Source organism: Pseudomonas sp. QC2 (assembly GCF_002859085.1).
In the GTDB taxonomy this organism is placed as follows: domain Bacteria; phylum Pseudomonadota; class Gammaproteobacteria; order Pseudomonadales; family Pseudomonadaceae; genus Aquipseudomonas; species Aquipseudomonas petroselini.
Genome location: NZ_PKKS01000025.1, coordinates 108795 through 132112 on the forward strand (window position 1 = coordinate 108795; position 23318 = coordinate 132112).

The window sequence follows — 23318 nt, forward strand, 5'->3', positions numbered from 1 at the left end:
AAAAAACTTGTACACAATAAATTTAACAAACACCCGGTCCCCGTGAGTGACGACCAGGGTGGCGACAGTGGTGCACCTGCTATACCCAGTTAGAATGCTTGCCGGTAAGCTGACGCCTACAGGTGGGCGTCTACCAAAAAGTTTTTAGGCTTTAGCTGACCAGTCAGGCAGGTTTCTTGCAGTAACTGAAACGCATGCCATTCGGAAAAAATGCAGAAATGCAGGCTTACAAACTGAGCAATAAGTTGTATACAATCACTCATCGCTACTTCGACGAACAAGAAGGAAGACTGCAGTGAGCGCTGACTACCCACGCGACCTGATCGGTTACGGCAGTAACCCTCCTCACCCCCATTGGCCGGGCAAGGCGCGCATTGCGCTGTCTTTCGTACTCAACTACGAAGAAGGCGGCGAGCGCAATATTTTGCACGGAGACAAGGAGTCCGAAGCCTTCCTCTCGGAAATGGTCTCGGCCCAGCCGCTGCAAGGCGCGCGCAACATGAGCATGGAGTCGCTGTACGAATACGGCAGCCGTGCCGGCGTATGGCGCATCCTCAAACTGTTCAAAGCATTCGATATCCCGCTGACCATCTTCGCCGTGGCCATGGCCGCCCAGCGTCACCCGGATGTGATCCGCGCGATGGTCGAGGCCGGCCACGAAATCTGCAGCCACGGCTACCGCTGGATCGACTACCAGTACATGGACGAGGCCCAGGAGCGCGAGCATATGCTCGAAGCCATCCGCATCCTCACCGAACTGACCGGCGAACGCCCGCTGGGCTGGTACACCGGGCGCACCGGCCCCAACACCCGTCGCTTGGTGATGGAGGAAGGCGGCTTCCTCTACGATTGCGACACCTACGACGACGACCTGCCCTACTGGGAACCCAACAACCCCACCGGCAAGCCGCACCTGGTGATCCCCTACACCCTGGACACCAATGACATGCGCTTCACGCAGGTGCAGGGTTTCAACAAGGGCGATGACTTTTTCGAGTACCTCAAGGATGCGTTCGACGTGCTCTACGCCGAAGGCGCCGAGGCACCGAAGATGCTGTCCATCGGCCTGCATTGCCGCCTGATCGGCCGCCCTGCCCGCCTGGCCGCCTTGAAGCGTTTTATCGAATACGCCAAGGGCCATGAACAGGTGTGGTTCACCCGCCGCGTCGACATTGCCCGTCACTGGCACGCAACCCATCCGTACACGGGAGCAGCGAAATGACTGCGTTCCAAACGCTGAAACCGTCGACCCTGAGCCGCGACACCTTCGTCCAGGCTTTCGCCGACATCTACGAACATTCGCCATGGGTGGCCGAAAAGGCCTTCGACCTGGGCCAGGACGCGTCGATCGACCAGATCGAAACCCTGCACCAGCGCATGAGCGACATCCTGTTGAGCGCCGATCATGCCAAGCAACTTGCACTGATCAACGCTCACCCGGACCTGGCCGGCAAAGCCGCCGTCCAGGGCCAGTTGACCGAAGCCAGCACAAATGAACAGGCTGGCGCCGGTATACACCAATGCACGGCCGAAGAGTTCTCGCGCTTCACCGAGCTGAATGAGGCCTACAAGGCCAAGTTCAAGTTTCCCTTCATCATGGCGGTAAAAGGCAGCAACCGGCATCAGATCCTCGCCGCGTTCGAAACGCGCATCCACAACGCGGTGGACACCGAGTTCAAGTGCGCGCTGGACGAGATCAACAAGATCGCGTTGTTCCGCTTACTGACCCTCTAAACGACCATCCCCAGCCACTTTATCTAAGGCAGACAAGAAGAATGAAAGCTTACGCCGCACCTTTCGAGAAGTTCGTCAACCTGGCCGACGCCCGCTTGGGCACCAAGATCATCTCTGTCACCGATGACTGGTTCGCCGACGCCAACCGCCTGTTCCAGCCGACCCCGGCCGTGTGGAAGGAGGGCGTTTTCGATGACAACGGCAAGTGGATGGACGGCTGGGAGTCGCGCCGCAAGCGCTTCGAAGGCTACGACAGCGCGGTGATCCGCCTGGGCGTACCGGGCTCGATCAAGGGCGTGGACATCGACACTTCATTCTTCACCGGCAACTACCCGCCGTCGGCCTCCCTGGAAGCCTGCTTCCTGGCCTCGGGCGAGCCTGACGAAACCACCCAGTGGGTGGAAGTGCTGTCGGCCGTCGAGCTGCAAGGCAACAGCCACCACTACCACGAGATCAACAACGACCAGGCGTTCAGCCACCTGCGCTTCAACATCTACCCGGATGGCGGCGTGGCGCGTCTGCGTGTGTACGGCGTGCCGTTCCGCGACTGGTCCTCGGTGGGCGACAACGAACAGGTCGACCTGGCTGCCGCACTTAACGGTGGGCGTGCCCTGGCGTGCTCCGACGAACACTTCGGGCGCATGAGCAACATCCTCAACCCAGGTCGTGGCGTCAACATGGGCGACGGCTGGGAAACCGCGCGTCGTCGTACACCGGGCAATGACTGGGTGATCGTCGCCCTGGGCCACCCGGGCGAGATCGAGAAGATCATCGTCGACACCCTGCACTTCAAGGGCAACTACCCGGACACCTGCTCGATCCAGGGCGCGTTCGTGAAGGGCGGCACCGACAGCCAGATCGAAACCCAATCGCTGTTCTGGCGCGAACTGCTGCCGGCGCAGAAGCTGGAAATGCACGCCGAACACACCTTCGCCGAGCAGATCAAGGCGCTGGGGCCGATTACCCACATCCGCCTGAACGTGTTCCCGGATGGTGGCGTGAGTCGCCTGCGCGTACTGGGTAAAGTTTCGAAGTAAGCGGTGAACCCTGTAGTGAGCGGTCTTGCCCCGCGCTGGGTGGCGAAGCCGCCCCAATCCAGCCACCGCGTTCTGTCAGACAGAACTCAGGCGCCTGGTTTTAGGGCGGCTTCGCCACCCAGCGCGGGGCAAGCCCGCTCACTACAGAAGCAAAACAAACACACAGAATCCGGATAAGAAGACAGCCATGCGCACACTGATGATCGAACCCCTGACCAAAGAAGCCTTCGCCCCTTTCGGAGACGTTATCGAAACCGACGGCAGCGATCACTTCATGATCAACAACGGGTCGACCATGCGCTTTCACAAACTGGCAACGGTCGAAACCGCCAAGCAGGAAGACAACGCCATCATCAGCATCTTCCGCGCCGACGCGCTGGATATGCCATTGACCGTGTGCATGCTGGAGAGACACCCGCTGGGCAGCCAGGCTTTCATTCCGCTGCTCGGCAACCCCTTTCTGATCGTGGTCGCGCCACTTGGCGATGCACCTGTATCGGGCTTGGTCCGCGCCTTCGTCACCAACGGCAGGCAGGGCATTAATTACCATCGCGGCGTCTGGCACCACCCGGTGCTGACGATCGAAAAGCGGGATGACTTCCTGGTGGTTGATCGCAGTGGCACAGGCAATAACTGCGATGAGCATTTTTTTGAAGAGGATGAGCGGTTGATCCTCGCCCCCCACCAATAAGAGAAGGCCGGATCACCCGACAACAAGGGTGACAGGCGAGAGGTAAAGACTGTGGAAGCACATTTGATGGAATGGCTGAACCTGAGCGTGCGCTGGGTTCACATGATCACAGGCGTCGCGTGGATCGGCGCTTCTTTCTACTTCGTCTGGCTGGAAAACAACCTTAATCGCGTCAACCCCAAGAGCGGCCTGGCCGGTGACTTGTGGGCGATCCACGGTGGCGGTATCTACCACCTGGAAAAATACAAACTGGCCCCACCGACCATGCCGGACAACCTGCACTGGTTCAAATGGGAAGCCTATTTCACCTGGATGTCCGGGATAGCGCTGCTGTGTGTGGTGTTCTACTGGAACCCCACGTTGTACCTGCTGGCACCGGGCAGCAGCCTCAGTGGTCCGGAAGGCGTATTGCTGGGCATTGGCTCATTGTTCGCCGGCTGGTTCATCTACTCCTTCCTCTGCGACTCGGCCCTGGGCAAGCGCCCTGCCCTGCTCGGTTTCATCCTGTTCGTGCTGTTGATTGCCGCCGCGTACGGCTTCAGCAAAGTGTTCAGTGGCCGTGGCGCCTACCTGCACGTGGGTGCGGTGATCGGCACCATCATGGTCGGCAACGTGTTCCGCATCATCATGCCGGCGCAACGCGCACTGGTCGCGGCGATTGCCGAGAACCGCACGCCGGACCCGGCGCTGCCAGCCAAAGGCCTGCTGCGTTCGCGACACAACAACTACTTCACCTTGCCGGTGCTGTTCATCATGATCAGCAACCACTTCCCGAGCACCTACGGCAGCCAATACAACTGGCTGATCCTGGCCGGTATTGCGGTGGCGGCGGTGTTGGTGCGGCACTACTTCAACACGCGGCATAACAGCCAGAAGTATGCGTGGACCTTGCCGGTAGGCGCCTTGGCGATGATTTGCCTGGCGTACGTGACCGGGCCGAAACCGGTGTCGACGACCCCGGAAGTGGCCAAGGCGCCGGCGGCCATTGAGTATCAGCCGTTGCCGGAAACGGCGTTGGGCGGAGGTTTGAAACCCGCCGCGCCCGCTGCGCCTGCCGAAACGGCTGCAGCCCCTGCGGCACCTGCCCAGGCGACGATTGATTTCGACAAGGTCCATGGCGTGATCCAGGAACGCTGCGCCGTATGCCATTCGGCCAAGCCGACCAGCCCGTTGTTCAGCACCGCACCGGCCGGGGTGATGTTCGACACCCCGGCGCAGATCCAGCAGCAGGCCGCGCGTATTCAAGCGCAGGCCGTGGCGAGCCAGATTATGCCGCTGGGCAACATCACCCAAATGACCCAGCAGGAGCGGGATCTGATCGGCACCTGGATCAACCAGGGAGCGCGCACCCATTAACTGATTCACAGAGATCCAGTGTGGGACGGGCTTGCCCCCTCCCACCTTTGGGCCTGCCGTGTTTTGAAGATCGAGTTACACCCGGCAATTGAATGCCGAACAACACAACAATAAAAAGATCCGAGGTGTTGCATGACCGAGTTAGTCGAACCGCAGATTCCTGCCGCGCCCGCCATGGTGCGGCTGCCCCTCTTGCAACTGATTCTGGTAGGCCTGCAACACGTCTTGCTGATGTACGGCGGCGCCGTCGCCGTGCCCCTGATTATTGGCCAGGCCGCCGGCCTGAGTCTTGAAGAAATCGCCTTTCTGATCAACGCCGACCTGCTGGTGGCCGGCATCGCCACCCTGGTGCAGTCGTTCGGCATCGGCCCTGTGGGCATTCGCATGCCAGTGATGATGGGCGCCAGTTTTGCCGCCGTCGGCAGCATGGTCGCCATGGCCGGCATGCCGGGTATCGGCTTGCAGGGGATCTTCGGCGCAACCATCGCCGCCGGGTTATTTGGCCTGTTGATCGCGCCGTTCATGTCCAAGGTCGTACGCTTTTTCCCGCCGTTGGTGACCGGCACGGTGATCACTGCGATCGGCCTGTCGCTGTTTCCGGTGGCCGTGAACTGGGCCGGTGGCGGCAGTGCCGCTGCGACGTTTGGCTCCCCCATCTACCTGGCAATTGCCGCGTTGGTACTGGCCACCATCCTGCTGATCAACCGCTTCATGCGCGGATTCTGGGTGAATATCTCGGTGCTGATCGGCATGGGCCTGGGCTACGCCTTGTGCGGGGCTATCGGCATGGTCGACCTGAGCGGCCTGGTTCAGGCGCCGTGGGTGCAAGTGGTGACGCCGCTGCACTTCGGCATGCCCAAGTTCGAGTTGGCGCCGATCCTGTCGATGTGCCTGGTGGTGGTGATCATCTTTGTCGAGTCCACTGGGATGTTCCTCGCGTTGGGCAAGATCACCGGCCAGGACGTCACGCCGAAGATGCTTCGTCGCGGCCTGCTGTGTGATGCCGGTGCGTCGTTCTTTGCCGGCTTCTTCAATACCTTCACCCACTCCTCGTTCGCCCAGAACATCGGCCTGGTGCAGATGACCGGCGTGCGTTGCCGCTCGGTGACGATGATGGCCGGCGCATTTCTGATCGTACTCAGCCTGCTGCCCAAGGCCGCCTACCTGGTGGCATCGATTCCACCGGCGGTACTGGGGGGCGCGGCGATTGCCATGTTCGGGATGGTGGCGGCCACCGGGATCAAGATCCTCCAGGAAGCCGACATCGCCGACCGTCGCAACCAATTGTTAGTGGCGGTGAGCATCGGCATGGGCCTGATCCCAGTGGTGCGCCCGGAGTTCTTCGCGCAGCTGCCGCTGTGGATGAGCCCAATTACCCACAGCGGCATCGCCATGGCCACCCTCAGCGCGTTGTCGCTGAATATCCTATTCAACATTCTCGGCGGCGCAGAACGACCTGCCGTTGCTCACACGCATTGATTCCTTTGTTAGTAAAACAATAACAAGACAGGGAACCCTCATATGCACACCTTTCACCTGGGGCCGGCCACAAGCCGTGCCCCATTCTCGCCCCACGCGCGCTGTTACAGCGCACTTGAGCCCAAGCTTTGGAGCCAGTATTCTCCGCGCCCGCTCGAATCAACTCAAAAAAAAACAGCGAATGTAAAAGCTGACTGCAAGGCCAACTTATCCCGGCCTTATGTCTGCGGCCAACGTGCGCAAACGTCCTCTGAATTCGACTGCATCCGATGCAGCCGACGGGGATTTTTTGGCTTTTTAAACACCTTGGCGCAGCTCTTGCTAAAAGCACTAAAGCTGACCAAACAGACGATTTTTGCAGCGAAGCCAAAGGCGCCACACCAGAGCGCCTGCGTAGAAGAAAAACCATAAAACTTTAACTCGGGAGCAACCGAATGAAACCTATGTTCCAAGGCCTGATGCTGGCGGGATCCCTGCTGGCCGGTGGCCAAGCCGTGGCCGGTGACCTGTTGCAGTGGCAGAACAACAGCCTGACTTACCTGTGGGGCAAGAGCTTTACCGTCAACCCGCAGATCCAGCAAACCGTCACGTTCGAACATGCCGATGCCTGGAAGTACGGCGACAACTTCCTCTTTGTCGACCGCATCTTTTACAACGGCAAGGAAGACGGCAACGTCGGCCCAAGTACGTATTACGGCGAAATCAGCCCACGGCTATCATTCGGCAAAATCCTGGACAAAGACTTGTCCTTCGGCCCGATCAAAGATGTGCTGCTGGCACTGACTTACGAGTTCGGCGAAGGCGATAACGAGTCGTATCTGGTCGGCCCCGGCTTTGACTTGAACATCCCCGGTTTCGATTACTTCCAGTTGAACTTCTACCAGCGCCAGACCGAAGGCAATCGCCCGGGTGACGGCGTTTGGCAGATCACCCCGGTCTGGTCGTACACGATTCCGGTCGGCAACTCCGATGTGCTGATCGATGGTTTCATGGACTGGGTGACGGACAACGACAAGAACGCCCGTGGCACTTACCACGCCAACCTGCACTTCAACCCACAGGTCAAATATGACCTGGGTAAAGCGCTGCATTGGGGCGACAAGCAGCTGTATGTGGGCTTTGAGTACGACTACTGGAAGAACAAGTACGGGATCGAAGATTCCGGCGCGTTCAAGACCAACCAGGACACGGCGAGTTTCCTGGTCAAGTACCACTTCTGACAGAACACTGCAGATCTAATGCGGGAGGGGGCTTGCCTCCTCCCACATTTAGTCCTGTTTCAAACCGAGGAACCGAGTGATTTCTTCGCGCTTGGCCAACGCATCCCGCCGCCCCAGCTCAATCAACTCGCTGCAATACCCCGCCTCGAACAACAAGTAACTCAACACCCCCGCCCCACTCGTCTTGGTCGCCCCCGGCCCGCGCAAAAACAACCGCAACGCCGCCGGCAATTCCTGGCGATGCCGTGCCGCGATTTCGTCGATGGGCTGGCTGGGTGCAATCACCAGCACTTCCACCGCCGCCACCCCAGGCGCGGCATGGCTGAACTGGTTCAAGCGCTCCAGCAATTCGATATCGCTTTCCAGGCTATCAATGAACGTACTGTTGAGCATGTGCCCACCGATCTGCGCCAGGGTCGGTTCCTGGCCGGTGTAGGTGCGTTGCGTCACCGGCTCAATGCCACGCGGGTTGCCACTGACCCCCACCACCAGCACGCGACTGGCCCCCAGGTGCAAGGCCGGGCTGATCGGCGCCGACTGCCGCACGGCGCCATCGCCGAAATACTCCTGGTCGAGTTTCACCGGGGCAAACAGCAAAGGGATCGCCGAGCTGGCCAGCAGGTGCTCCACCGTCAGTTGGGTCGGCACGCCGATGCGGCGGTGGCGCAACCAGGCGTCGATGGTGCCGCCGCCCTGGTAGAAGGTCACCGCTTGCCCGGACTCATAACCGAAGGCCGTCACCGCCACTGCGTGCAAGTGTTTGTGGCGGATAGCCTCGTCGATGCCGTCGAGGTTCAAGCGATCCTGCAACAGCTCGCGCAGCGGCGAGCTGTTGAGCAGCGCCACCGGCACTTGGGCGCCGATGCCCAGCAGGCTGTGGATGAAAAAGCGGCCCGCCTGGCGAATCACCCCCGGCCAATCGCTGCGCAGCACCAGATGGCTGCGAAAGCCCTGCCAGAACGCGGTCAGGCGTTGGATCGCAGCGGTAAAGTCCATGGCGCCACTGGCCAGGGTCACAGCATTGATCGCGCCAGCCGAGGTGCCGACGATCACCGGGAAAGGATTGGGTGCCCCCGGCGGCAACAGCTCGGCAATGGCCGCCAATACCCCTACCTGATACGCCGCTCGCGCCCCGCCGCCGGAAAGAATCAAGCCAGTAACCGGTTCAGCTGGGCGCATTGCGTCACTCCATGTAGGGAAAGGTCTGTCTTTGTGGCGAGGGAGCTTGCTCCCGTTGGACTGCGCAGCAGTCCTAATCTTCTTGCGCCTAACGCTGGGGCCGCTTTGCGACCCAACAGGAGCAAGCTCCCTCGCCACACTCGCAGTACTTATCCATCTTATCAGCGGCGTTTTTCGTACAACTTGGCTTCACCCGGTGGCCGGCTTTTGAAGCGGCGATGGGTCCACAGGTATTGCTCGGGGCATTCACGTACCGAAGCTTCGACCCACTGGTTGATACGCAGGCAGTCGACTTCGTCGCTTTCACCGGGGAAATCGGTCAACGGCGGGTGGATCACCAGGCGGTAGCCGCTGCCATCAGCCAGGCGCTCCTGGGTGAACGGCACCACCAGCGCCTTGCCCAGGCGGGCGAACTTGCTGGTGGCGGTCACCGTCGCCGCCTGGATGCCGAACAGCGGCACGAAGATACTTTGCTTGGCGCCGTAGTCCTGGTCCGGCGCGTACCAGATGGCGCGGCCGGCGCGCAGCAGCTTGAGCATGCCACGCACGTCTTCACGCTCCACGGCCAGGGAATCGAGGTTGTGACGCTCGCGGCCACGGCGCTGGACAAAGTCGAACAGCGCGTTGCCGTGCTCGCGGTACATGCCATCAATGGTGTGCTTCTGCCCCAGCAGCGCTGCGCCGATTTCCAGGGTGGTGAAGTGCAGGGCCATGAGGATCACGCCCTTGCCGTCCAATTGAGCCTGCTTGAGGTGTTCCAGGCCTTCGACGTGGGCCAGGCGCGCCAAACGCTGACGTGCCCACCACCAGCTCATGGCCATTTCAAAGAACGCGATGCCGGTGGAGGCAAAGTTTTCCTTGAGCAACCGTTTACGCTCTTTGGCGGATTTTTCCGGGAAGCACAGTTCCAGGTTGCGCGCGGCGATGCGGCGACGTTCGCCGGCCACGCGGTACATGCCGGCACCCAGCAGGCGACCAATGGTCAGCAGGGCGCGGTACGGCAGTTGGGTAACCAGCCACAGCAGGCCGAGCCCCAGCCATAACAGCCAAAAACGCGGGTGAAAAAATACAGCTCGAAAACGCGGGCGATCCATTACAGATTCCGGTAAAGACAAGGGCCGCGCATTCTACAACGGTTCGACTCGGCTTGCGGCGGGTGAGTGTTCTCGTTATAAGTCTCGACACTTTTCGTGACAAGCCGCTTTTGCCGACCATGAGCCAAACCGAACCGCTAGACCAAGATCCCGTGTTCCAGCTGAAAGGCAGCATGCTCGCCATCACCGTGCTGGAACTTGCCCGCAACGACCTCGACGCCCTGGACCGCCAGCTCGCCGCCAAGGTCGCCCTGGCGCCGAATTTCTTCAACAACGCCCCGCTGGTGCTGGCCTTGGACAAACTGCCCGCCGGCCAAGGGGTGATCGACTTGCCTGGGCTGATGCGCGTGTGCCGCTCCCATGGCCTGCGTACCCTGGCCATCCGCGCCAGTCGAATTGAAGACATTGCCGCCGCCATCGCCATTGAACTGCCAGTACTGCCACCGTCCGGCGCGCGTGAGCGACCGCTTGAACCATTGGTCGGTGAAGAGAAGAAAAAACCGGAAAAACCACCCGAGCCGACGATCAAGCCGACAAAGATCATCACCTCGCCCGTACGTGGTGGGCAGCAGATTTATGCCCAGGGTGGCGACCTTGTCGTGATCTCCTCGGTCAGCCCGGGGGCGGAACTTCTTGCCGATGGCAACATCCATGTATACGGCCCGATGCGCGGACGTGCCCTCGCCGGCATCAAGGGTGATACCAAGGCCCGTATTTTTTGCCAGCAGTTGACCGCTGAGCTAGTGTCCATCGCGGGCCAGTACAAGGTTTCAGAAGATTTGCGTCGCGACCCGCTGTGGGGGGCTTCGGTGCAGGTCAACCTGTCGGGCGATGTGTTGAACATCATCCGTCTTTAACGGATACTGCCGCATTTTCCAAGCATCTCTAGACTCTGATAGCACAGCGAAACCGGCAAGACTTGCGTAGGAATAATTGAAAGTGGCGTTTTTCCTCGGGAAACCCCATCTTTTTCCTACAAAGGCTGTCCGCCTGCAGCGAGTTTCAAGAGATGTTTTTCAGGGACTCAAAAGTCCTTTTTCCTTAGGGGTGAAACACCTTGGCCAAGATTCTCGTGGTTACATCCGGCAAGGGTGGTGTGGGTAAGACCACCACCAGCGCCGCTATCGGTACCGGTCTCGCTCTGCGCGGCCACAAGACAGTTATCGTCGACTTCGACGTCGGCTTGCGTAACCTCGACCTGATCATGGGCTGCGAACGCCGCGTGGTGTATGACTTCGTCAACGTGGTCAACGGTGAAGCCAACCTGCAACAGGCCCTGATCAAGGACAAGCGCCTTGAGAACCTGTACGTATTGGCCGCCAGCCAGACCCGTGACAAAGACGCGCTGACCAAAGAAGGCGTAGGCAAAGTCCTGGCTGAGCTGAAGGAAACCTTCGAATACGTAGTCTGCGACTCCCCGGCCGGTATCGAAACCGGTGCTCACCTGGCGATGTACTTCGCCGATGAAGCCATCGTGGTGACCAACCCGGAAGTCTCCTCGGTACGTGACTCGGACCGCATGCTCGGCCTGCTGGCCAGCAAGTCCCAGCGCGCCGAAAAAGGCGAAGACCCGATCAAGGAGCACCTGCTGCTCACCCGCTACAACCCTGAGCGCGTCAGCAACGGCGAAATGCTGGGCGTTGAAGACGTGAAGGACATCCTCGCCGTGACCCTGCTGGGTGTGATCCCGGAATCCCAGGCCGTCCTGAAGGCTTCCAACCAAGGCGTTCCAGTCATTCTTGACGACCAGAGCGACGCCGGCCAGGCGTACAGCGATGCGGTTGATCGCTTGCTGGGCAAGACCGTGGAACATCGCTTCCTCGATGTTAAGAAGAAGGGATTCTTCGAGCGTATCTTTGGAGGCAACTAAACAATGAAATTTCTCGACTTCTTTCGCGCCAACAAAAAGCCAAGTACCGCGTCGGTAGCGAAAGAGCGTCTACAGATCATCGTGGCGCACGAACGCGGCCAACGCAGCACGCCGGACTACCTGCCAGCCTTGCAGAAGGAACTGGTCGAGGTGATCCGCAAGTACGTCAATATCGGCAACGATGACGTGCATGTCGCCCTGGAAAATGACGGCAGCTGCTCGATTCTGGAACTCAATATCACCCTGCCTGATCGTTGATCGAACAGGCGGCCGCCACGGCGGCTCGTTCACCCTGATCCCTTTTTGCGGACCGGGTGGGCGAGCCGCCGTTGGCGTTTGTTACGAGGCTGTTTAATGCCGCTGTCCAACATCCATATCCTCTATCAGGACGCTGCCGTCCTGGTGGTGAACAAGCCCACCCTGCTGCTCTCGGTGCCTGGCCGCGCCGACGACAACAAGGACTGCCTGATCAGCCGCCTGCAGGAGAACGGCTACCCCGAAGCCCGCATCGTCCATCGCCTGGACTGGGAAACCTCGGGCATCATCCTGCTGGCGCGGGACGCCGATACACACCGCGAACTGTCCCGCCAGTTTCACGACCGAGAAACCGAAAAGGCCTACACCGCCTTGGCCTGGGGCCAGCCGGAACTGGACAGCGGCAGCATCGACCTGCCCCTGCGCTACGACCCGCCCACCAAGCCGCGCCACGTGGTCGACCATGAGTTCGGCAAGCATGCACTAACCTTCTGGAAGGTGCTGGAACGCTGTGGTGACTGGTGCCGCGTCGAGCTGACGCCGATCACCGGGCGTTCGCACCAGCTGCGTGTGCACATGCTGTCCATCGGTCATCCGCTGTTGGGTGATGGCCTGTATGCCCATGAACAGGCCCTGGCTGCGTGGCCGCGCCTGTGCCTGCATGCGAGCATGCTGAGCTTCACTCACCCGCAAAGCGGCGAGCGCCTGCGCTTCGAGTGCCCAGCGTCATTTTAAAGCGGTTGTGGGAGGGGGCTTTCCCCCTCCCACATTTGTTCTGTGCACTTCTCACCCTCGAACGGTAAACTCCGCGCATTGCTGTCTGGAGCTATTTATGCGCGAAGCGTTGAATCAAGGCCTGATCGACTTCCTCAAGGCCTCCCCTACTCCTTTTCATGCCACTGCTGCCCTGGCCCAGCGCCTGGAAGCGGCCGGCTATCAGCGTCTCGACGAGCGCGAGACCTGGACCACCGAGGCCAACGGGCGCTATTACGTGACCCGTAACGACTCCTCGATCATCGCCTTCAAGCTCGGCCGCCACTCGCCGCTGCAAGGCGGTATCCGCCTGGTCGGCGCCCACACCGACAGCCCGTGCCTGCGCGTCAAGCCGCAGCCGGAGCTGCAGCGCCAGGGTTTCTGGCAGTTGGGCGTGGAAGTCTACGGCGGCGCGCTGCTGGCACCGTGGTTCGACCGCGACCTGTCCCTGGCCGGCCGCGTGACGTTCCGCCGCGACGGCAAGGTCGAAAGCCAACTGATCGACTTCAAATTGCCCATCGCCATCATCCCCAACTTGGCCATTCACCTGAACCGTGAAGCCAACCAGGGCTGGGCGATCAATGCCCAGACCGAGCTGCCGCCGATCCTCGCGCAGTTTGCCGGTGATGAGCGCGTGGACTTCCGCGCCGTGCTCACCGATCAACTGGCGCGTGAGCATGGGCTGAACGCCGACGTGGTGCTCGACTATGAGTTGAGCTTCTACGACACCCAAAGCGCTGCGGTGATCGGCCTGAACGGCGACTTCATCGCCGGCGCGCGCCTGGATAACCTGCTGTCGTGCTATGCCGGCCTGCAAGCGTTGCTCACCAGCGAGACCGATGAAACCTGCGTGCTGGTCTGCAACGACCACGAAGAGGTGGGCTCCTGCTCAGCCTGCGGTGCCGATGGCCCGATGCTCGAACAGACCCTGCGCCGTCTGCTGCCGGAAGGTGATGAGTTCGTACGTACCATTCAGAAATCCCTGTTGGTGTCTGCGGACAACGCCCACGGCGTGCACCCGAACTACGCCGAGAAGCACGACGCCAACCACGGTCCCAAGCTCAACGCCGGCCCGGTGATCAAGGTCAACAGCAACCAGCGCTACGCCACCAACAGCGAAACCGCCGGGTTCTTCCGCCACCTGTGCATGGCCCAGGAAGTACCGGTGCAGAGCTTCGTGGTGCGCAGCGACATGGGCTGCGGTTCGACCATCGGCCCGATCACCGCCAGCCACCTGGGCGTGCGCACCGTGGACATCGGCCTGCCGACATTTGCCATGCACTCCATTCGCGAGCTGTGCGGCAGCCATGACTTGGCGCATTTGGTGAAAGTGCTGGGCGCGTTCTACGCGAGCCACGACCTGCCCTGATAATTTGGGCTGACTCGGTCAAAAATGTGGGAGGGGGCTTGCCCCCGGTGGCGGCGGATCAGTGACTATATTTGTAGTCTGACCCTCTGCAATCGGGGGCAAGCCCCCTTCCACATTAGATCTGCGTACACCTGACCTGCATCAGCTGCACTTTCTGCAATCCGACCTAGACTTGTCAGTATTCCCACTCCGACAAGGCCGTCGCACCATGATCTCCATGTCCTCCTTCCACGCCATGCTTATCCCGATTCTGATCGGCATGATCCTGTTGGCTGTAGGCTTCAACTTTCGTGACAAGCCTGTCGGCGTGTTCGGCATGTGGGTCGGCATGCTGCTGATCCTGGGCACCGTGGTGTACAAGATCCTCGCCAAACTGGCCGAATGACGATTGCACTCGTACACTCGCTCAACCCGTCGTTTTCAAGGTTGACCGCCTCGTGCTTTCCCGTCTGTTTGCCCTGCCCTGCTATTGCCTGATTGCCCTGCTAACCCTGCTGCCGCTCACGCCTGCCCAAGCCGTGGGCCTGCCCGGCCTATTGGGTAACAACAGCAAAACCCAGCCCCAGGCCGACGTGCCGCTGGGGCAGTCGTTGGACGAGGTGATCAAGACCCTGGAAAACGACCAGCAGCGCACTCAGTTGCTGAGCGACCTGAAAAAGCTGCGCGCCGCCACACAAAAAGCCCAGCCCGCCGCCGAGCAAGGCGTACTGGGGCTCATCGGCAGTACGCTGTCGGGCTTTGAGCAGCAGTTCTCCGGCGAAGACAGCCCAGTGGGGCGTTGGTCCAACGAAGTCGACCTGGCCAAGGAAGAACTCAGTGCGCTGATGCTGCCGGCCAACGAATGGCTGCCGATCATTTTCGGGTTTGCCCTGATCCTGGCGGTGTGGAGCCTGCTCGCCGCCGCGCTGATCTGGCTCAGCCACCGCGTCCGCGAACGCTTCGGCCTGCCCGAAGAATTGCCGCAACACCCACGCACCTGGGACATGGTGCGCTTCGCGCTGCGCAAGCTCGGCCCATGGCTGATCGCCCTGGTGATCACGGTCTACCTGAGCTACGCCCTGCCCTCGTCCCTGGGCAAATCCCTGGCGATGGTCTTGGCCTACGCGCTGGTGGTCGGTACCTGCTTCTCTGCCATCTGCGTGATTGCCTTTTCGGTGCTCGACGGCCCGCATCGCCATCGCGCGCTGTACATCCTGCGTCACCAGGCGTTCCGTCCCCTGTGGTGGATCGGCAGCTTTGCCGCCTTCGGTGAGGCCTTGAGCGACCCGCGTCTCGTCCTGGCTCTGGGCCAGCACCTGTCACACACCGCCGCGACGATCGCCAATGTGATGGCAGCGCTGTCGACCGGTGTGTTTATCCTGCGTTTCCGCCGGCCCATCGCCCACCTGATCCGCAACCAGCCGCTGTCCCGTCGCCTGACCCGCAGGGCCCTCAGCGACACCATCGAAATCATCGGCTCCTTCTGGTACATCCCCGCATTGCTGCTGGTGGGCATTTCGCTGTTCGCCACCTTTGTCTCTGCCGGCGATACCAGCACCGCCTTGCGTCAGTCGCTGTTGTGCACCGTGTTGCTGGTGCTGTGCATGGTCATCAACGGCCTGGTCCGCCGTCACGCCCTCAAGCCGCAACGCGGGCACAAGCGACACGCGCTGTACTCCGAGCGCCTGAAAAGCTTCGTCTACACCCTGGCCCACCTGGTGGTGTGGCTGGTGTTTATCGAGTTGGGCCTGCGGGTGTGGGGCCTGTCGCTGATTCGCTTTACCGAAGGCGATGGCCACGAAATCAGCGTCAAGCTGTTCGGCCTGGGCGGCACCTTGCTGTTCGCCTGGCTGATCTGGATCCTCAGCGACACGGCGATCCACCACGCCCTCACCCGCTCGCGCAAAGGCCTGGCCAACGCACGAGCGCAGACCATGATGCCGTTGATCCGCAACGTGCTGTTCGTGACCATCTTTATCATCGCCGCGATTGTCGCCCTGGCGAACATGGGCATGAACGTCACGCCACTGTTGGCGGGTGCCGGTGTGATCGGCCTGGCCATTGGTTTCGGCGCGCAGTCGCTGGTGGCGGACTTGATCACCGGCCTGTTCATCATCATCGAAGACTCCCTGGCCATCGATGACTACGTGGATGTGGGCGGCCACCTGGGGACGGTAGAAGGCTTGACCATCCGCACCGTGCGCCTGCGCGACATCGACGGCATCGTGCACACCATCCCGTTCAGCGAAATCAAGAGCATCAAGAACTACTCGCGGGAGTTCGGCTACGCGATCTTCCGGGTGGCGATCCCCTACAACATGGACATTGACGATGCCATCAAGCTGATGCGCGATGTCGGTCAGAAAATGCGCAACGACCCGCTGCAACGCCGCAATATCTGGTCGCCGCTGGAGATACAGGGTGTCGAAAGTTTCGAGTCGGGCAGCGCGATCCTGCGCGCACGGTTCAAGACCGCACCGATCAAGCAGTGGGAAGTGTCGCGGGCGTTCAACCTGTCGCTCAAGCGTCATCTGGACGAAGCCGGGCTGGACCTGGCCACGCCGCGCTTGAGTGTGCAGGTGGTGACCGCCGGCACGGTGCAGGAGAAAGATCAACAACAATAAACTCAGGAGAGGTCCTTATGCGTTTAACCGGTCTGAAACACACGTGGGTTTTCGGCGCGCTGTGCGCCGTTGCCAGCAGTGCCGTGATTGCCGCCAACAGCGACCAGGACAGTGCCCGGGAGGAAATCGCCGCCCAGGCAAAAGCGCTTGAACCGGCGTTGCTGGAAACCCGACGCGACCTTCACGCCCACCCTGAACTGGGCAACACTGAAACCCGTACGGCCGAGTTGGTCGCCAAACAACTGCGCGACCTCGGCCTTGAGGTCAAGACCGGCGTAGCCCGCACCGGTGTGGTGGCCGTGCTGAAAGGCGCCCTGCCCGGCCCGACCGTGGCCCTGCGTGCCGACATGGATGCGCTACCGGTGAAGGAAGTCGCCGACCTGCCCTTCGCCTCCAACGCCAAGGGCACCTACCTGGGCAAGGAAGTCGACGTGATGCACGCCTGCGGGCACGACGCCCATGTCGCCATCCTGCTGAGCACGGCGACGATCCTGACCGGCATGCGCGAGCGCCTGCCCGGCACCGTGGTGTTCTACTTCCAACCGGCCGAGGAAGGCCCGAGTGATTTCATTCCCGACGGCAAAAATACCTGGGGCGCCAAAATGATGGTGCAGGAAGGCGTGATGAAAGCGCCCAAGCCAGACGCGGTATTCGGCCTGCATGTGTGGGCCGGTGTGCCCGCCGGCCAGATTGCCTACCGCCCGGGACCGACCCTGGCCAGCTCGGATGATTTGCGTATCAAGATCCTCGGCAAACAGACCCACGCCGGTCGCCCTTGGGACGGCATCGACCCGATCACCGTGGGTGCACAGACCATCGTTGGCTTGCAGACCGTGGTCAGCCGCCGCACCGACATCTCCTCGTTCCCCTCGGTGGTGAGCATTGGCACCATCAACGGTGGTACGCGCTACAACATCATCCCTGAGTCGGTGGACATGACCGGCACCATTCGCTCCTATGACTACGGCATCCGTCAGAAGCTGCACGCGGACGTACGGCAGACCGTGGAAAAAATCGCCGAAAGCGGTGGCGCCAAGGCCGAAGTCACCATCATCGAGAAGTACGACCCCACCATCAACAACCCGGCATTGACCGAGAAAATGCTGCCGAGCCTGCGCTGGGCGACCAAGGATGACGTGGTGCAGGGCCCACTGGTGGGCGGCGCCGAAGACTTCTCGTTTTATGCCAAGGAGGCGCCGGGGCTGTTCGTATTCCTGGGGGTCACGCCGAGGGATCAGGACACGAGCAAGGCAGCACCGAACCACAATCCGGGGTTCTTTGTGGATGAGTCGGCGTTGGTGGTGGGCGTGCGGACGCTGGCGTCGTTGGCGACGGATTACCTCTACACCCAGTAACCGCCGAAATGCGTTCTTGCGGTTAACAGGATCATTGGAGTGAGCGAGCTTGCTCGCGCTGGAGTGCGAAGCGCTCCCGGCTTCTTTGGGGCTGCTGCGCAGCCCAGCGCGGGACAAGCCCGCTCACCACAGTAAGCGCACCCTCTTCAAGCCAGCGCAGCGCCGTCCATCTTCTGGCGCAGGCTCAACGGACGCATATCGGTCCAGACCTCTTCGATGTACGCCAGGCACTCTTTCTTCATGCCGCTCTTGCCCACGGTGCGCCAGCCTTCCGGCACAGCCTTGTAGTCGGGCCAGATGGAATACTGTTCTTCATGGTTGACCACTACCTGAAACAGGATGTCGTCGCGGTCAAATACTGAGGTCATTGCTGTTCTCCATCGCTGAAAGGCTGGCTGCGCAACGCGCGCAGCACTGATACCTGTAGAAACGTACCAGGTTGCAAAAAAATTAGAGGCTGGCAACCGCCGCCGCCAACGCACGTCCGAAGATATCCGCCACGCGGTCCACTTCGGTGGCGGTGATCACCAACGGCGGTAGGAAACGCACAACGCTGCCATGACGGCCGCCCAGCTCCAGGATCAGCCCGCGCTTGAGGCATTCGCGCTGCACCAGCGGCGCCAATTGGCGATGCACGGGCGGGTGGCCCTGGATGTCTGGCGGGCCATTGGGGTCAACCAGTTCCACGCCGAGCATCAGCCCACGACCGCGGATATCCCCCAGGTGCGGGAAGTCGCGCTGCAGGATGCACAGGTGTTCACCCAGGCGCTCGCCCATGGCCGCCGCGTGGCCGGCCAGGTCGTGGTCCTTGAGGTAGCGCATCACCGCCGAACCCGCCGCCATCGCCATCTGGTTGCCACGGAAAGTCCCGGCGTGTGCGCCCGGCAGCCAGGTGTCGAGCCAGTCGCGGTACACCACCACCGCCAACGGCAGGCTGCCGCCGATGGCCTTGGACATCACCACCACATCCGGGATGATGCCGGCGTGTTCGAAGGCAAACATCTTGCCGGTGCGACCGAAACCGCTCTGGATCTCATCGACGATCAACGCCACACCTGCCTGTTCGGTGATGCGGCGCAGACCGCGCAGCCAGTCCAGGTCAGCCGGAATCACACCGCCCTCGCCCTGCACCACTTCGACAATCACCGCCGCCGGCAGCAAAACGCCAGCCTCTGGGTCATTCAGCAGGTTTTCCAGGTAGTGCAGGTTGACCCGCACCCCTTCCGCGCCGCCCAAGCCGAACGGGCAACGGTAGTCGTAGGGGTACGGCAAGAATTGCACGCCATTGCCGAGCAACGCGCCCAAGGGTTTCTTCGGCCCCAGGCTGCCCATCAGGCTCAAGGCGCCCTGGCTCATGCCGTGGTAACCGCCCTGGAAGGACAACACTGTGCTACGCCCGGTGGCGGAGCGCACCAGCTTCAACGCGGCTTCCACCGCATCGGTGCCGGTGGGGCCACAGAACTGGATTTTCGCTTCGCGCGCCAACGCTGGCGGCAACAGGCCGAACAAGTCCTGCACGAACTGATCCTTGACCGGCGTAGTCAGGTCCAGCGTGTGCAACGGCAGTTCATCGGCCAGCACTTGCTGGATCGCCTCGATCACCACCGGGTGGTTATGCCCCAACGCGAGGGTGCCGGCGCCGGCCAGGCAGTCGATGAAACTGCGGCCCTCCACGTCTTCCACGTAAATCCCCTTGGCGCGCTTGAGCGCCAAGGGAATGCGCCGAGGGTAGCTGCGGGCGTTGGACTCCTGCTGGCGCTGACGGGCGAGCAGCGGGTTTTCGTCGAACTGGTAGAGCGTTTCATGCACCTGGGCGTCTTCGATACGGCTGGTAGCGACTGACATTTCTCGATCCCTCAATACGCTGATGATGGTGACCAAACTGCCGATCCGCTGGCGTCTGGCCCAAGGGGGCATGCGCACGGATTTCCTGTTCTGGAAACGCACCAGCAGGGGAGGGATTTAGTCGCCACCGATCTTTAACTGATGGATGAGGAGCCAAGTGTGGGAATGGGCTTGCTCGCTCCCACATTTGACCGAGATCAGCAGCAAGAACCCGGTCGGCTCTAAGGCCGCCGCGCTTTGGCTTTTGATCTCAGGCGGCCCCCCAAATCCCTGGCGGATTACGGGCACACCGAGCCTAGGCGAGGTGCCGAGTGTTGGGGCGAAGCGTTTTGGGTTACTTTTGGCGCTCTTCCAAAAGTGACCCGCTGTAAGAGCGGAACCCATAGCAGCCGTTACTCAAATAACGGATATGTACCCTGTCTGATCCAACATCCAGGTCAGCTGTCAGGCCGCTTTCGCGAGCAAGCCCACACATTTGAACCGCGCCAAGCTTCATAACCCAAGGTATTTTTCATTCAGCGCATACAAAATCGCGCAAGTCTCCGCATCCAGGAACCCACAATAATCCCGCGGCCGAAAGTGCATCTGAAACGCCCGCGTCCTCTGCTCGAATGCCTGCCGATTCTTTGCCGGCGCATACCCATAACGCTGAAACGCCCGCTCCACCTCGACCTCGGGCGGTAACCCAAGGCAAAACCTTCGCTGGTACATGGCCCGCGTCACCTCATCAAACCAGGCCCCTACCCCCGCCTCATGCAAACACCGCCACGGCAGCCGAGGCCCCGGATCGCTCTTGCGCCCGTACGCCACGTCCGAGTGCCCGAGGATGTCGGTGGGGCCGATCTGCGGGTAACGCCCAAGAACGTCGCGAACCAGCGCAATCAACACCTCGATTTGTTCCTCCCCGTAGGCCGGAAACGTAAACACCCCGCCATCATCCCGCGCCAGGTTGACGATCTCAATGCCAATCGAGCGGCTATTGAGGTTATCGCGGCCCGCCCAATGGCTCACGCCGGCATGCCAGGCGCGCTTGCCTTCCTCCACCAGGCGAAAGACACGCAACTCTTCATAGCCAGCAGCCCGGTAACTGGGCTCATCAGGGTCGGGCAGCAAGTAGTGCGCACTGACCCCATCCTGAGTCAGGGTGCGCAGGGAGGAGCCAAAAGGTGCGGCGGTGTAATGCAGGATCACCTGCCGCACCGGCTCGCCGTTACGTTCGTTAAAGCCTTTGGCTGGGAAACTGGTATCGATGACCAACATAAGAACCGTCCTTTTCAATACAGGCCGAGTCGTTCAGCCCGTTCAAGCGCAAAAAAATTACCGCCATCCTGAAGATTTGAACCCCAGGAGGGCGGTAACTATTTGGCACGTGAGAGAAAAGTGATCAGCGCCGCAGCGGCATGCCCAAATCGACGCGCAGGCCATCGGGCTGGCTGTCGAACTTCAAGGAGCAGGAACAGCGCTGCACAATCGCTTGCACGATCGCCAGGCCCAGGCCGCAGCCTTCGCTGTTGCCATTGCGCCAGAAGCGTTGGGTCAGGTATTGCAGGTCCTCGGTGGAGATCTGCTTGCCGTGGTCACGCACGCGAAACACCACGTTATCGGCAGAGGTGAACACACTGAGCTCCACCCGGGTGTCCGCCGGTGTATGGCGCAAAGCGTTGTCCAACAGGTTGCGCAAGGCGGCGACCGCCAGGCCCACCGGCATTTCCACGGGGGCGCCGGAGAGGTTATCCGGCAGGATCAGGTCAATGCGCGAATTGTCGCCGGCGTTCGCATCCTGGATGGCCAACCGCGCCACTTCCTCGGCACTCGATTGCAACCCATCGTCGAAGGACAGGCTGCCTTCCACCCGTGCCAGTAACAGCAATTGCTCAAGGGTCCGGTGCAGGCGGTCGGCGCCCTCCTCGGCATGGGCCAGGGACTGGTCGCGGGCCGCGCCTTCGGTCATGCGCGCCACTTGCAGGTGGGTCTTGATCGCCGTCAGCGGGCTGCGCAGTTCGTGGGCAGCGTCGCCGGTCAGGCGGCGTTCGCGTTCGATGGTCTTGGCGATGCGTTGCAACAGTTGGTTCTGGGTGTCGAGCAGCGGCTTGAGTTCGCTGGGCAACGGGTGGATCTGCAGCGGCTCCAGGGAGTCGGCACTGCGGCGCATCAAGGCGTCACGCATGCGATTGAGCGGCAGCAGGCTCTGGCCGATACCCAGCCACAGCAGGCACAGGCAGCCGAGCATCGCCACGCCCACCGGCACCGACGCCGCCAGCAGGATCGACAGGTTCAGCGCCTCACGTTCCACTTGGCGGTCGGCGGTGGTGATCAACAGATCGCCACGGGACAAGGTAAAACTGCGCCAGCCCACGCCATCGATGACCTGGTCCCGGAAACCGCTCTTGCGCGACTCCAGCCCCTCCTCTGGAGTGGTATGGCTGCGCGCCAGGACTTCGCCACGCAAGGAGCTGACCTGACAGGCCATGCCGCCGGGCACGTGCAGCTGTTCGGCGCTGAAATGCGCACCGCCGCTCACACTGGCCAGCCCCGGCATCTGCTCGGTCAGGCCTGCCACCATGCGCGCCGACGCCACCAGGCGCTGGTCGAGGGAGAACATCATCTGGTTGCGCAGATCGTTGAGCATCCAGGCCGCCGCCAGGGCCCAGATCAACACAAAAGCGGCGCCCAGCTTGAACGTCAGGCGCAGGCGCAGGCTTTTCACGATGCGTCCTCGCCCCCGTCAGCCGGGCCCAGGCGGTACCCGAGGCCGCGCACGGTCTCGACGATGCCATTGCCCAATTTGCGCCGCAGGTGGTGGATATGCACGTTGAGGGCGTTGCTTTCCAATTCGTCGTTGAAGCCGTAGACGCTGTCCTTGAGCTGCTCGCTGGACAGCACCCGACCTTTGTTGTGCAGCAGGGCTTGCAGCAGCGCCTGTTCGCGGCGCGACAGGTCCACCGGCTGGCCGCCCAGGAACGTTTCGCGGCTGCTGGGGTTGTAGGCCAGGCGGCCATGCTCGATCAGGTTGACGCTGCGCCCCGCCACCCGACGCAACAGGGTTTGCAGGCGCGCGGCGAGTTCACGCAGGTCGAAGGGTTTGAGCAGGTAGTCGTCGGCGCCGGCCTGCAGGCCGTCGACGCGGTTGGTCACCGAGTCCCGTGCGGTCAGGATCAGCACCGGGATTTCCAGGCCCTGGCTGCGCTGCTGCTGCAACAGCTTGAGGCCGTCTTCATCCGGCAGGCCGAGGTCAAGCACCATGATGTCGAAGGTGGCCGCCTTGAGCATCGCGCGTGCAGCGCCCGCCGTGGCCACGCGCTCGACGGTAAAACCCTGGGCGGTGAGGCCGGCCACAATGCCGCTGGCGATCAGTTCGTCGTCTTCACAGACCAGTACGTGCATGGTGAACCCTTCATGAAAGATGGGGGTGATTAAAAGTGCAGCGGATTAAGCGCAGATTATGCCGCTAAAGGATCCACACTCCATCTAGAATAGC

General features: G+C 61.4%; 23 protein-coding genes. 16 read left to right on the forward strand and 7 right to left on the reverse strand.

Translation table 11 applies throughout. The annotated features are described in order from the left end of the window. The first annotated feature begins 295 nt into the window (after positions 1 to 295). From puuE to QCBJ_RS27125, 8 genes are all read left to right on the forward strand, one after another. Positions 296 to 1222: an allantoinase PuuE gene (gene puuE / locus QCBJ_RS27095; RefSeq protein ID WP_064052759.1), complete on the forward strand. Its 927-nt coding sequence runs from the start codon at positions 296 to 298 to the stop codon at positions 1220 to 1222. Continuing rightward, the gene (gene uraD, locus QCBJ_RS27100) at positions 1219 to 1734 is read left to right on the forward strand and encodes a 2-oxo-4-hydroxy-4-carboxy-5-ureidoimidazoline decarboxylase (RefSeq protein WP_102061957.1); all 516 of its coding nucleotides are present in this window, start codon (positions 1219 to 1221) and stop codon (positions 1732 to 1734) included. The genes puuE and uraD overlap by 4 nt, the downstream gene beginning before the upstream one ends. 41 nt (positions 1735 to 1775) lie before the next feature. Then, positions 1776 to 2771 carry an allantoicase gene (gene alc / locus QCBJ_RS27105; RefSeq protein ID WP_015885125.1) on the forward strand — a complete coding sequence of 332 codons (996 nt, stop codon included), beginning with the start codon at positions 1776 to 1778 and terminating at the stop codon, positions 2769 to 2771. Between the two features lie 187 nt (positions 2772 to 2958). Continuing rightward, positions 2959 to 3462 carry an ureidoglycolate lyase gene (locus QCBJ_RS27110; protein ID WP_102061958.1) on the forward strand — a complete coding sequence of 168 codons (504 nt, stop codon included), beginning with the start codon at positions 2959 to 2961 and terminating at the stop codon, positions 3460 to 3462. A gap of 51 nt (positions 3463 to 3513) precedes the next feature. Then, positions 3514 to 4818 carry a urate hydroxylase PuuD gene (locus tag QCBJ_RS27115; RefSeq protein WP_102061959.1) on the forward strand — a complete coding sequence of 435 codons (1305 nt, stop codon included), beginning with the start codon at positions 3514 to 3516 and terminating at the stop codon, positions 4816 to 4818. A gap of 132 nt (positions 4819 to 4950) precedes the next feature. Further along, complete coding sequence (locus tag QCBJ_RS27120) at positions 4951 to 6297, forward strand: nucleobase:cation symporter-2 family protein (RefSeq protein ID WP_102061960.1); 1347 nt, start codon at positions 4951 to 4953, stop codon at positions 6295 to 6297. Positions 6298 to 6339: 42 nt separating this feature from the next. Next, positions 6340 to 6708, forward strand: coding sequence for a hypothetical protein (locus QCBJ_RS30110; RefSeq protein ID WP_145994252.1), 369 nt, complete (start codon positions 6340 to 6342; stop codon positions 6706 to 6708). 23 nt (positions 6709 to 6731) lie between these two features. Then, a complete protein-coding gene (locus tag QCBJ_RS27125) occupies positions 6732 to 7517 on the forward strand; it encodes an outer membrane protein OmpK (protein ID WP_046036057.1) in 786 nt (261 codons plus the stop codon). 48 nt (positions 7518 to 7565) lie between these two features. Here QCBJ_RS27125 and QCBJ_RS27130 read toward each other — a convergent pair whose 3' ends face one another. Further along, on the reverse strand, positions 7566 to 8696 hold the full coding sequence (locus QCBJ_RS27130) for a patatin-like phospholipase family protein (RefSeq protein ID WP_102061961.1): 1131 nt from the start codon (positions 8694 to 8696) through the stop codon (positions 7566 to 7568). A gap of 161 nt (positions 8697 to 8857) precedes the next feature. Further along, positions 8858 to 9790 carry a lipid A biosynthesis lauroyl acyltransferase gene (locus tag QCBJ_RS27135; protein ID WP_102061962.1) on the reverse strand — a complete coding sequence of 311 codons (933 nt, stop codon included), beginning with the start codon at positions 9788 to 9790 and terminating at the stop codon, positions 8858 to 8860. Between the two features lie 119 nt (positions 9791 to 9909). Here QCBJ_RS27135 and minC point away from each other — a divergent pair, with 119 nt between their 5' ends. The 8 genes from minC (at position 9910) to QCBJ_RS27170 (ending at position 17995) form a co-directional block, all read left to right on the forward strand. Further along, the gene (gene minC / locus QCBJ_RS27140; RefSeq protein WP_015885132.1) at positions 9910 to 10647 is read left to right on the forward strand and encodes a septum site-determining protein MinC; all 738 of its coding nucleotides are present in this window, start codon (positions 9910 to 9912) and stop codon (positions 10645 to 10647) included. A gap of 200 nt (positions 10648 to 10847) precedes the next feature. Continuing rightward, complete coding sequence (minD, locus tag QCBJ_RS27145) at positions 10848 to 11660, forward strand: septum site-determining protein MinD (protein ID WP_017737535.1); 813 nt, start codon at positions 10848 to 10850, stop codon at positions 11658 to 11660. A 3-nt stretch (positions 11661 to 11663) separates the two neighbouring features. After that, positions 11664 to 11918 (forward strand): cell division topological specificity factor MinE, encoded by a 255-nt coding sequence (minE, locus tag QCBJ_RS27150; RefSeq protein WP_003175252.1) that lies wholly within the window; start codon positions 11664 to 11666, stop codon positions 11916 to 11918. Positions 11919 to 12014: 96 nt separating this feature from the next. Next, entirely contained in the window at positions 12015 to 12650 is a 636-nt protein-coding gene (locus tag QCBJ_RS27155; protein WP_102061963.1) for an RluA family pseudouridine synthase, read from the forward strand. Between the two features lie 97 nt (positions 12651 to 12747). Then, positions 12748 to 14037 (forward strand): M18 family aminopeptidase, encoded by a 1290-nt coding sequence (locus QCBJ_RS27160; RefSeq protein ID WP_046036055.1) that lies wholly within the window; start codon positions 12748 to 12750, stop codon positions 14035 to 14037. Between the two features lie 208 nt (positions 14038 to 14245). Further along, positions 14246 to 14422: a hypothetical protein gene (locus QCBJ_RS30250; protein ID WP_015885135.1), complete on the forward strand. Its 177-nt coding sequence runs from the start codon at positions 14246 to 14248 to the stop codon at positions 14420 to 14422. Between the two features lie 52 nt (positions 14423 to 14474). Next, positions 14475 to 16640, forward strand: a complete 2166-nt coding sequence (locus tag QCBJ_RS27165) for a mechanosensitive ion channel family protein (protein WP_046036054.1) — start codon at positions 14475 to 14477, stop codon at positions 16638 to 16640. Between the two features lie 17 nt (positions 16641 to 16657). After that, on the forward strand, positions 16658 to 17995 hold the full coding sequence (locus QCBJ_RS27170) for an amidohydrolase (protein WP_102061964.1): 1338 nt from the start codon (positions 16658 to 16660) through the stop codon (positions 17993 to 17995). 146 nt (positions 17996 to 18141) lie between these two features. Here the strand turns inward: QCBJ_RS27170 and QCBJ_RS27175 are convergent, their stop codons facing one another. The 5 genes from QCBJ_RS27175 to QCBJ_RS27200 all read right to left on the reverse strand — a co-directional run bounded on the left by QCBJ_RS27175 (position 18142) and on the right by QCBJ_RS27200 (position 23224). Further along, positions 18142 to 18363 carry an MbtH family protein gene (locus QCBJ_RS27175; RefSeq protein ID WP_102061965.1) on the reverse strand — a complete coding sequence of 74 codons (222 nt, stop codon included), beginning with the start codon at positions 18361 to 18363 and terminating at the stop codon, positions 18142 to 18144. A gap of 82 nt (positions 18364 to 18445) precedes the next feature. After that, complete coding sequence (locus QCBJ_RS27180; RefSeq protein ID WP_102061966.1) at positions 18446 to 19840, reverse strand: aspartate aminotransferase family protein; 1395 nt, start codon at positions 19838 to 19840, stop codon at positions 18446 to 18448. Positions 19841 to 20332: 492 nt separating this feature from the next. Then, positions 20333 to 21100: an N-acetylmuramoyl-L-alanine amidase gene (locus tag QCBJ_RS27190; RefSeq protein WP_102061968.1), complete on the reverse strand. Its 768-nt coding sequence runs from the start codon at positions 21098 to 21100 to the stop codon at positions 20333 to 20335. Positions 21101 to 21224: 124 nt separating this feature from the next. Then, positions 21225 to 22547 (reverse strand): ATP-binding protein, encoded by a 1323-nt coding sequence (locus tag QCBJ_RS27195; protein ID WP_015885141.1) that lies wholly within the window; start codon positions 22545 to 22547, stop codon positions 21225 to 21227. Continuing rightward, positions 22544 to 23224, reverse strand: a complete 681-nt coding sequence (locus tag QCBJ_RS27200) for a response regulator (protein WP_015885142.1) — start codon at positions 23222 to 23224, stop codon at positions 22544 to 22546. The genes QCBJ_RS27195 and QCBJ_RS27200 overlap by 4 nt, the downstream gene beginning before the upstream one ends. Positions 23225 to 23318 lie beyond the last annotated feature (94 nt).

Bases quoted from the DNA above. Each gene is read 5' to 3' on its own strand.
- minE (WP_003175252.1), top strand. From the start codon at position 11,664: ATGAAATTTCTCGACTTCTTTCGCGCCAACAAAAAGCCAAGTACCGCG.
- uraD (WP_102061957.1), top strand. From the start codon at position 1,219: ATGACTGCGTTCCAAACGCTGAAACCGTCGACCCTGAGCCGCGACACC.
- QCBJ_RS27190 (WP_102061968.1), bottom strand. From the start codon at position 21,100: ATGTTGGTCATCGATACCAGTTTCCCAGCCAAAGGCTTTAACGAACGT.
- QCBJ_RS27135 (WP_102061962.1), bottom strand. From the start codon at position 9,790: ATGGATCGCCCGCGTTTTCGAGCTGTATTTTTTCACCCGCGTTTTTGG.
- minC (WP_015885132.1), top strand. From the start codon at position 9,910: ATGAGCCAAACCGAACCGCTAGACCAAGATCCCGTGTTCCAGCTGAAA.
- QCBJ_RS27130 (WP_102061961.1), bottom strand. From the start codon at position 8,696: ATGCGCCCAGCTGAACCGGTTACTGGCTTGATTCTTTCCGGCGGCGGG.
- QCBJ_RS27175 (WP_102061965.1), bottom strand. From the start codon at position 18,363: ATGACCTCAGTATTTGACCGCGACGACATCCTGTTTCAGGTAGTGGTC.
- QCBJ_RS27110 (WP_102061958.1), top strand. From the start codon at position 2,959: ATGCGCACACTGATGATCGAACCCCTGACCAAAGAAGCCTTCGCCCCT.
- QCBJ_RS27120 (WP_102061960.1), top strand. From the start codon at position 4,951: ATGACCGAGTTAGTCGAACCGCAGATTCCTGCCGCGCCCGCCATGGTG.
- QCBJ_RS30250 (WP_015885135.1), top strand. From the start codon at position 14,246: ATGATCTCCATGTCCTCCTTCCACGCCATGCTTATCCCGATTCTGATC.
- QCBJ_RS27125 (WP_046036057.1), top strand. From the start codon at position 6,732: ATGAAACCTATGTTCCAAGGCCTGATGCTGGCGGGATCCCTGCTGGCC.
- QCBJ_RS30110 (WP_145994252.1), top strand. From the start codon at position 6,340: ATGCACACCTTTCACCTGGGGCCGGCCACAAGCCGTGCCCCATTCTCG.
- QCBJ_RS27180 (WP_102061966.1), bottom strand. From the start codon at position 19,840: ATGTCAGTCGCTACCAGCCGTATCGAAGACGCCCAGGTGCATGAAACG.
- QCBJ_RS27170 (WP_102061964.1), top strand. From the start codon at position 16,658: ATGCGTTTAACCGGTCTGAAACACACGTGGGTTTTCGGCGCGCTGTGC.
- QCBJ_RS27160 (WP_046036055.1), top strand. From the start codon at position 12,748: ATGCGCGAAGCGTTGAATCAAGGCCTGATCGACTTCCTCAAGGCCTCC.
- alc (WP_015885125.1), top strand. From the start codon at position 1,776: ATGAAAGCTTACGCCGCACCTTTCGAGAAGTTCGTCAACCTGGCCGAC.
- QCBJ_RS27155 (WP_102061963.1), top strand. From the start codon at position 12,015: ATGCCGCTGTCCAACATCCATATCCTCTATCAGGACGCTGCCGTCCTG.
- QCBJ_RS27200 (WP_015885142.1), bottom strand. From the start codon at position 23,224: ATGCACGTACTGGTCTGTGAAGACGACGAACTGATCGCCAGCGGCATT.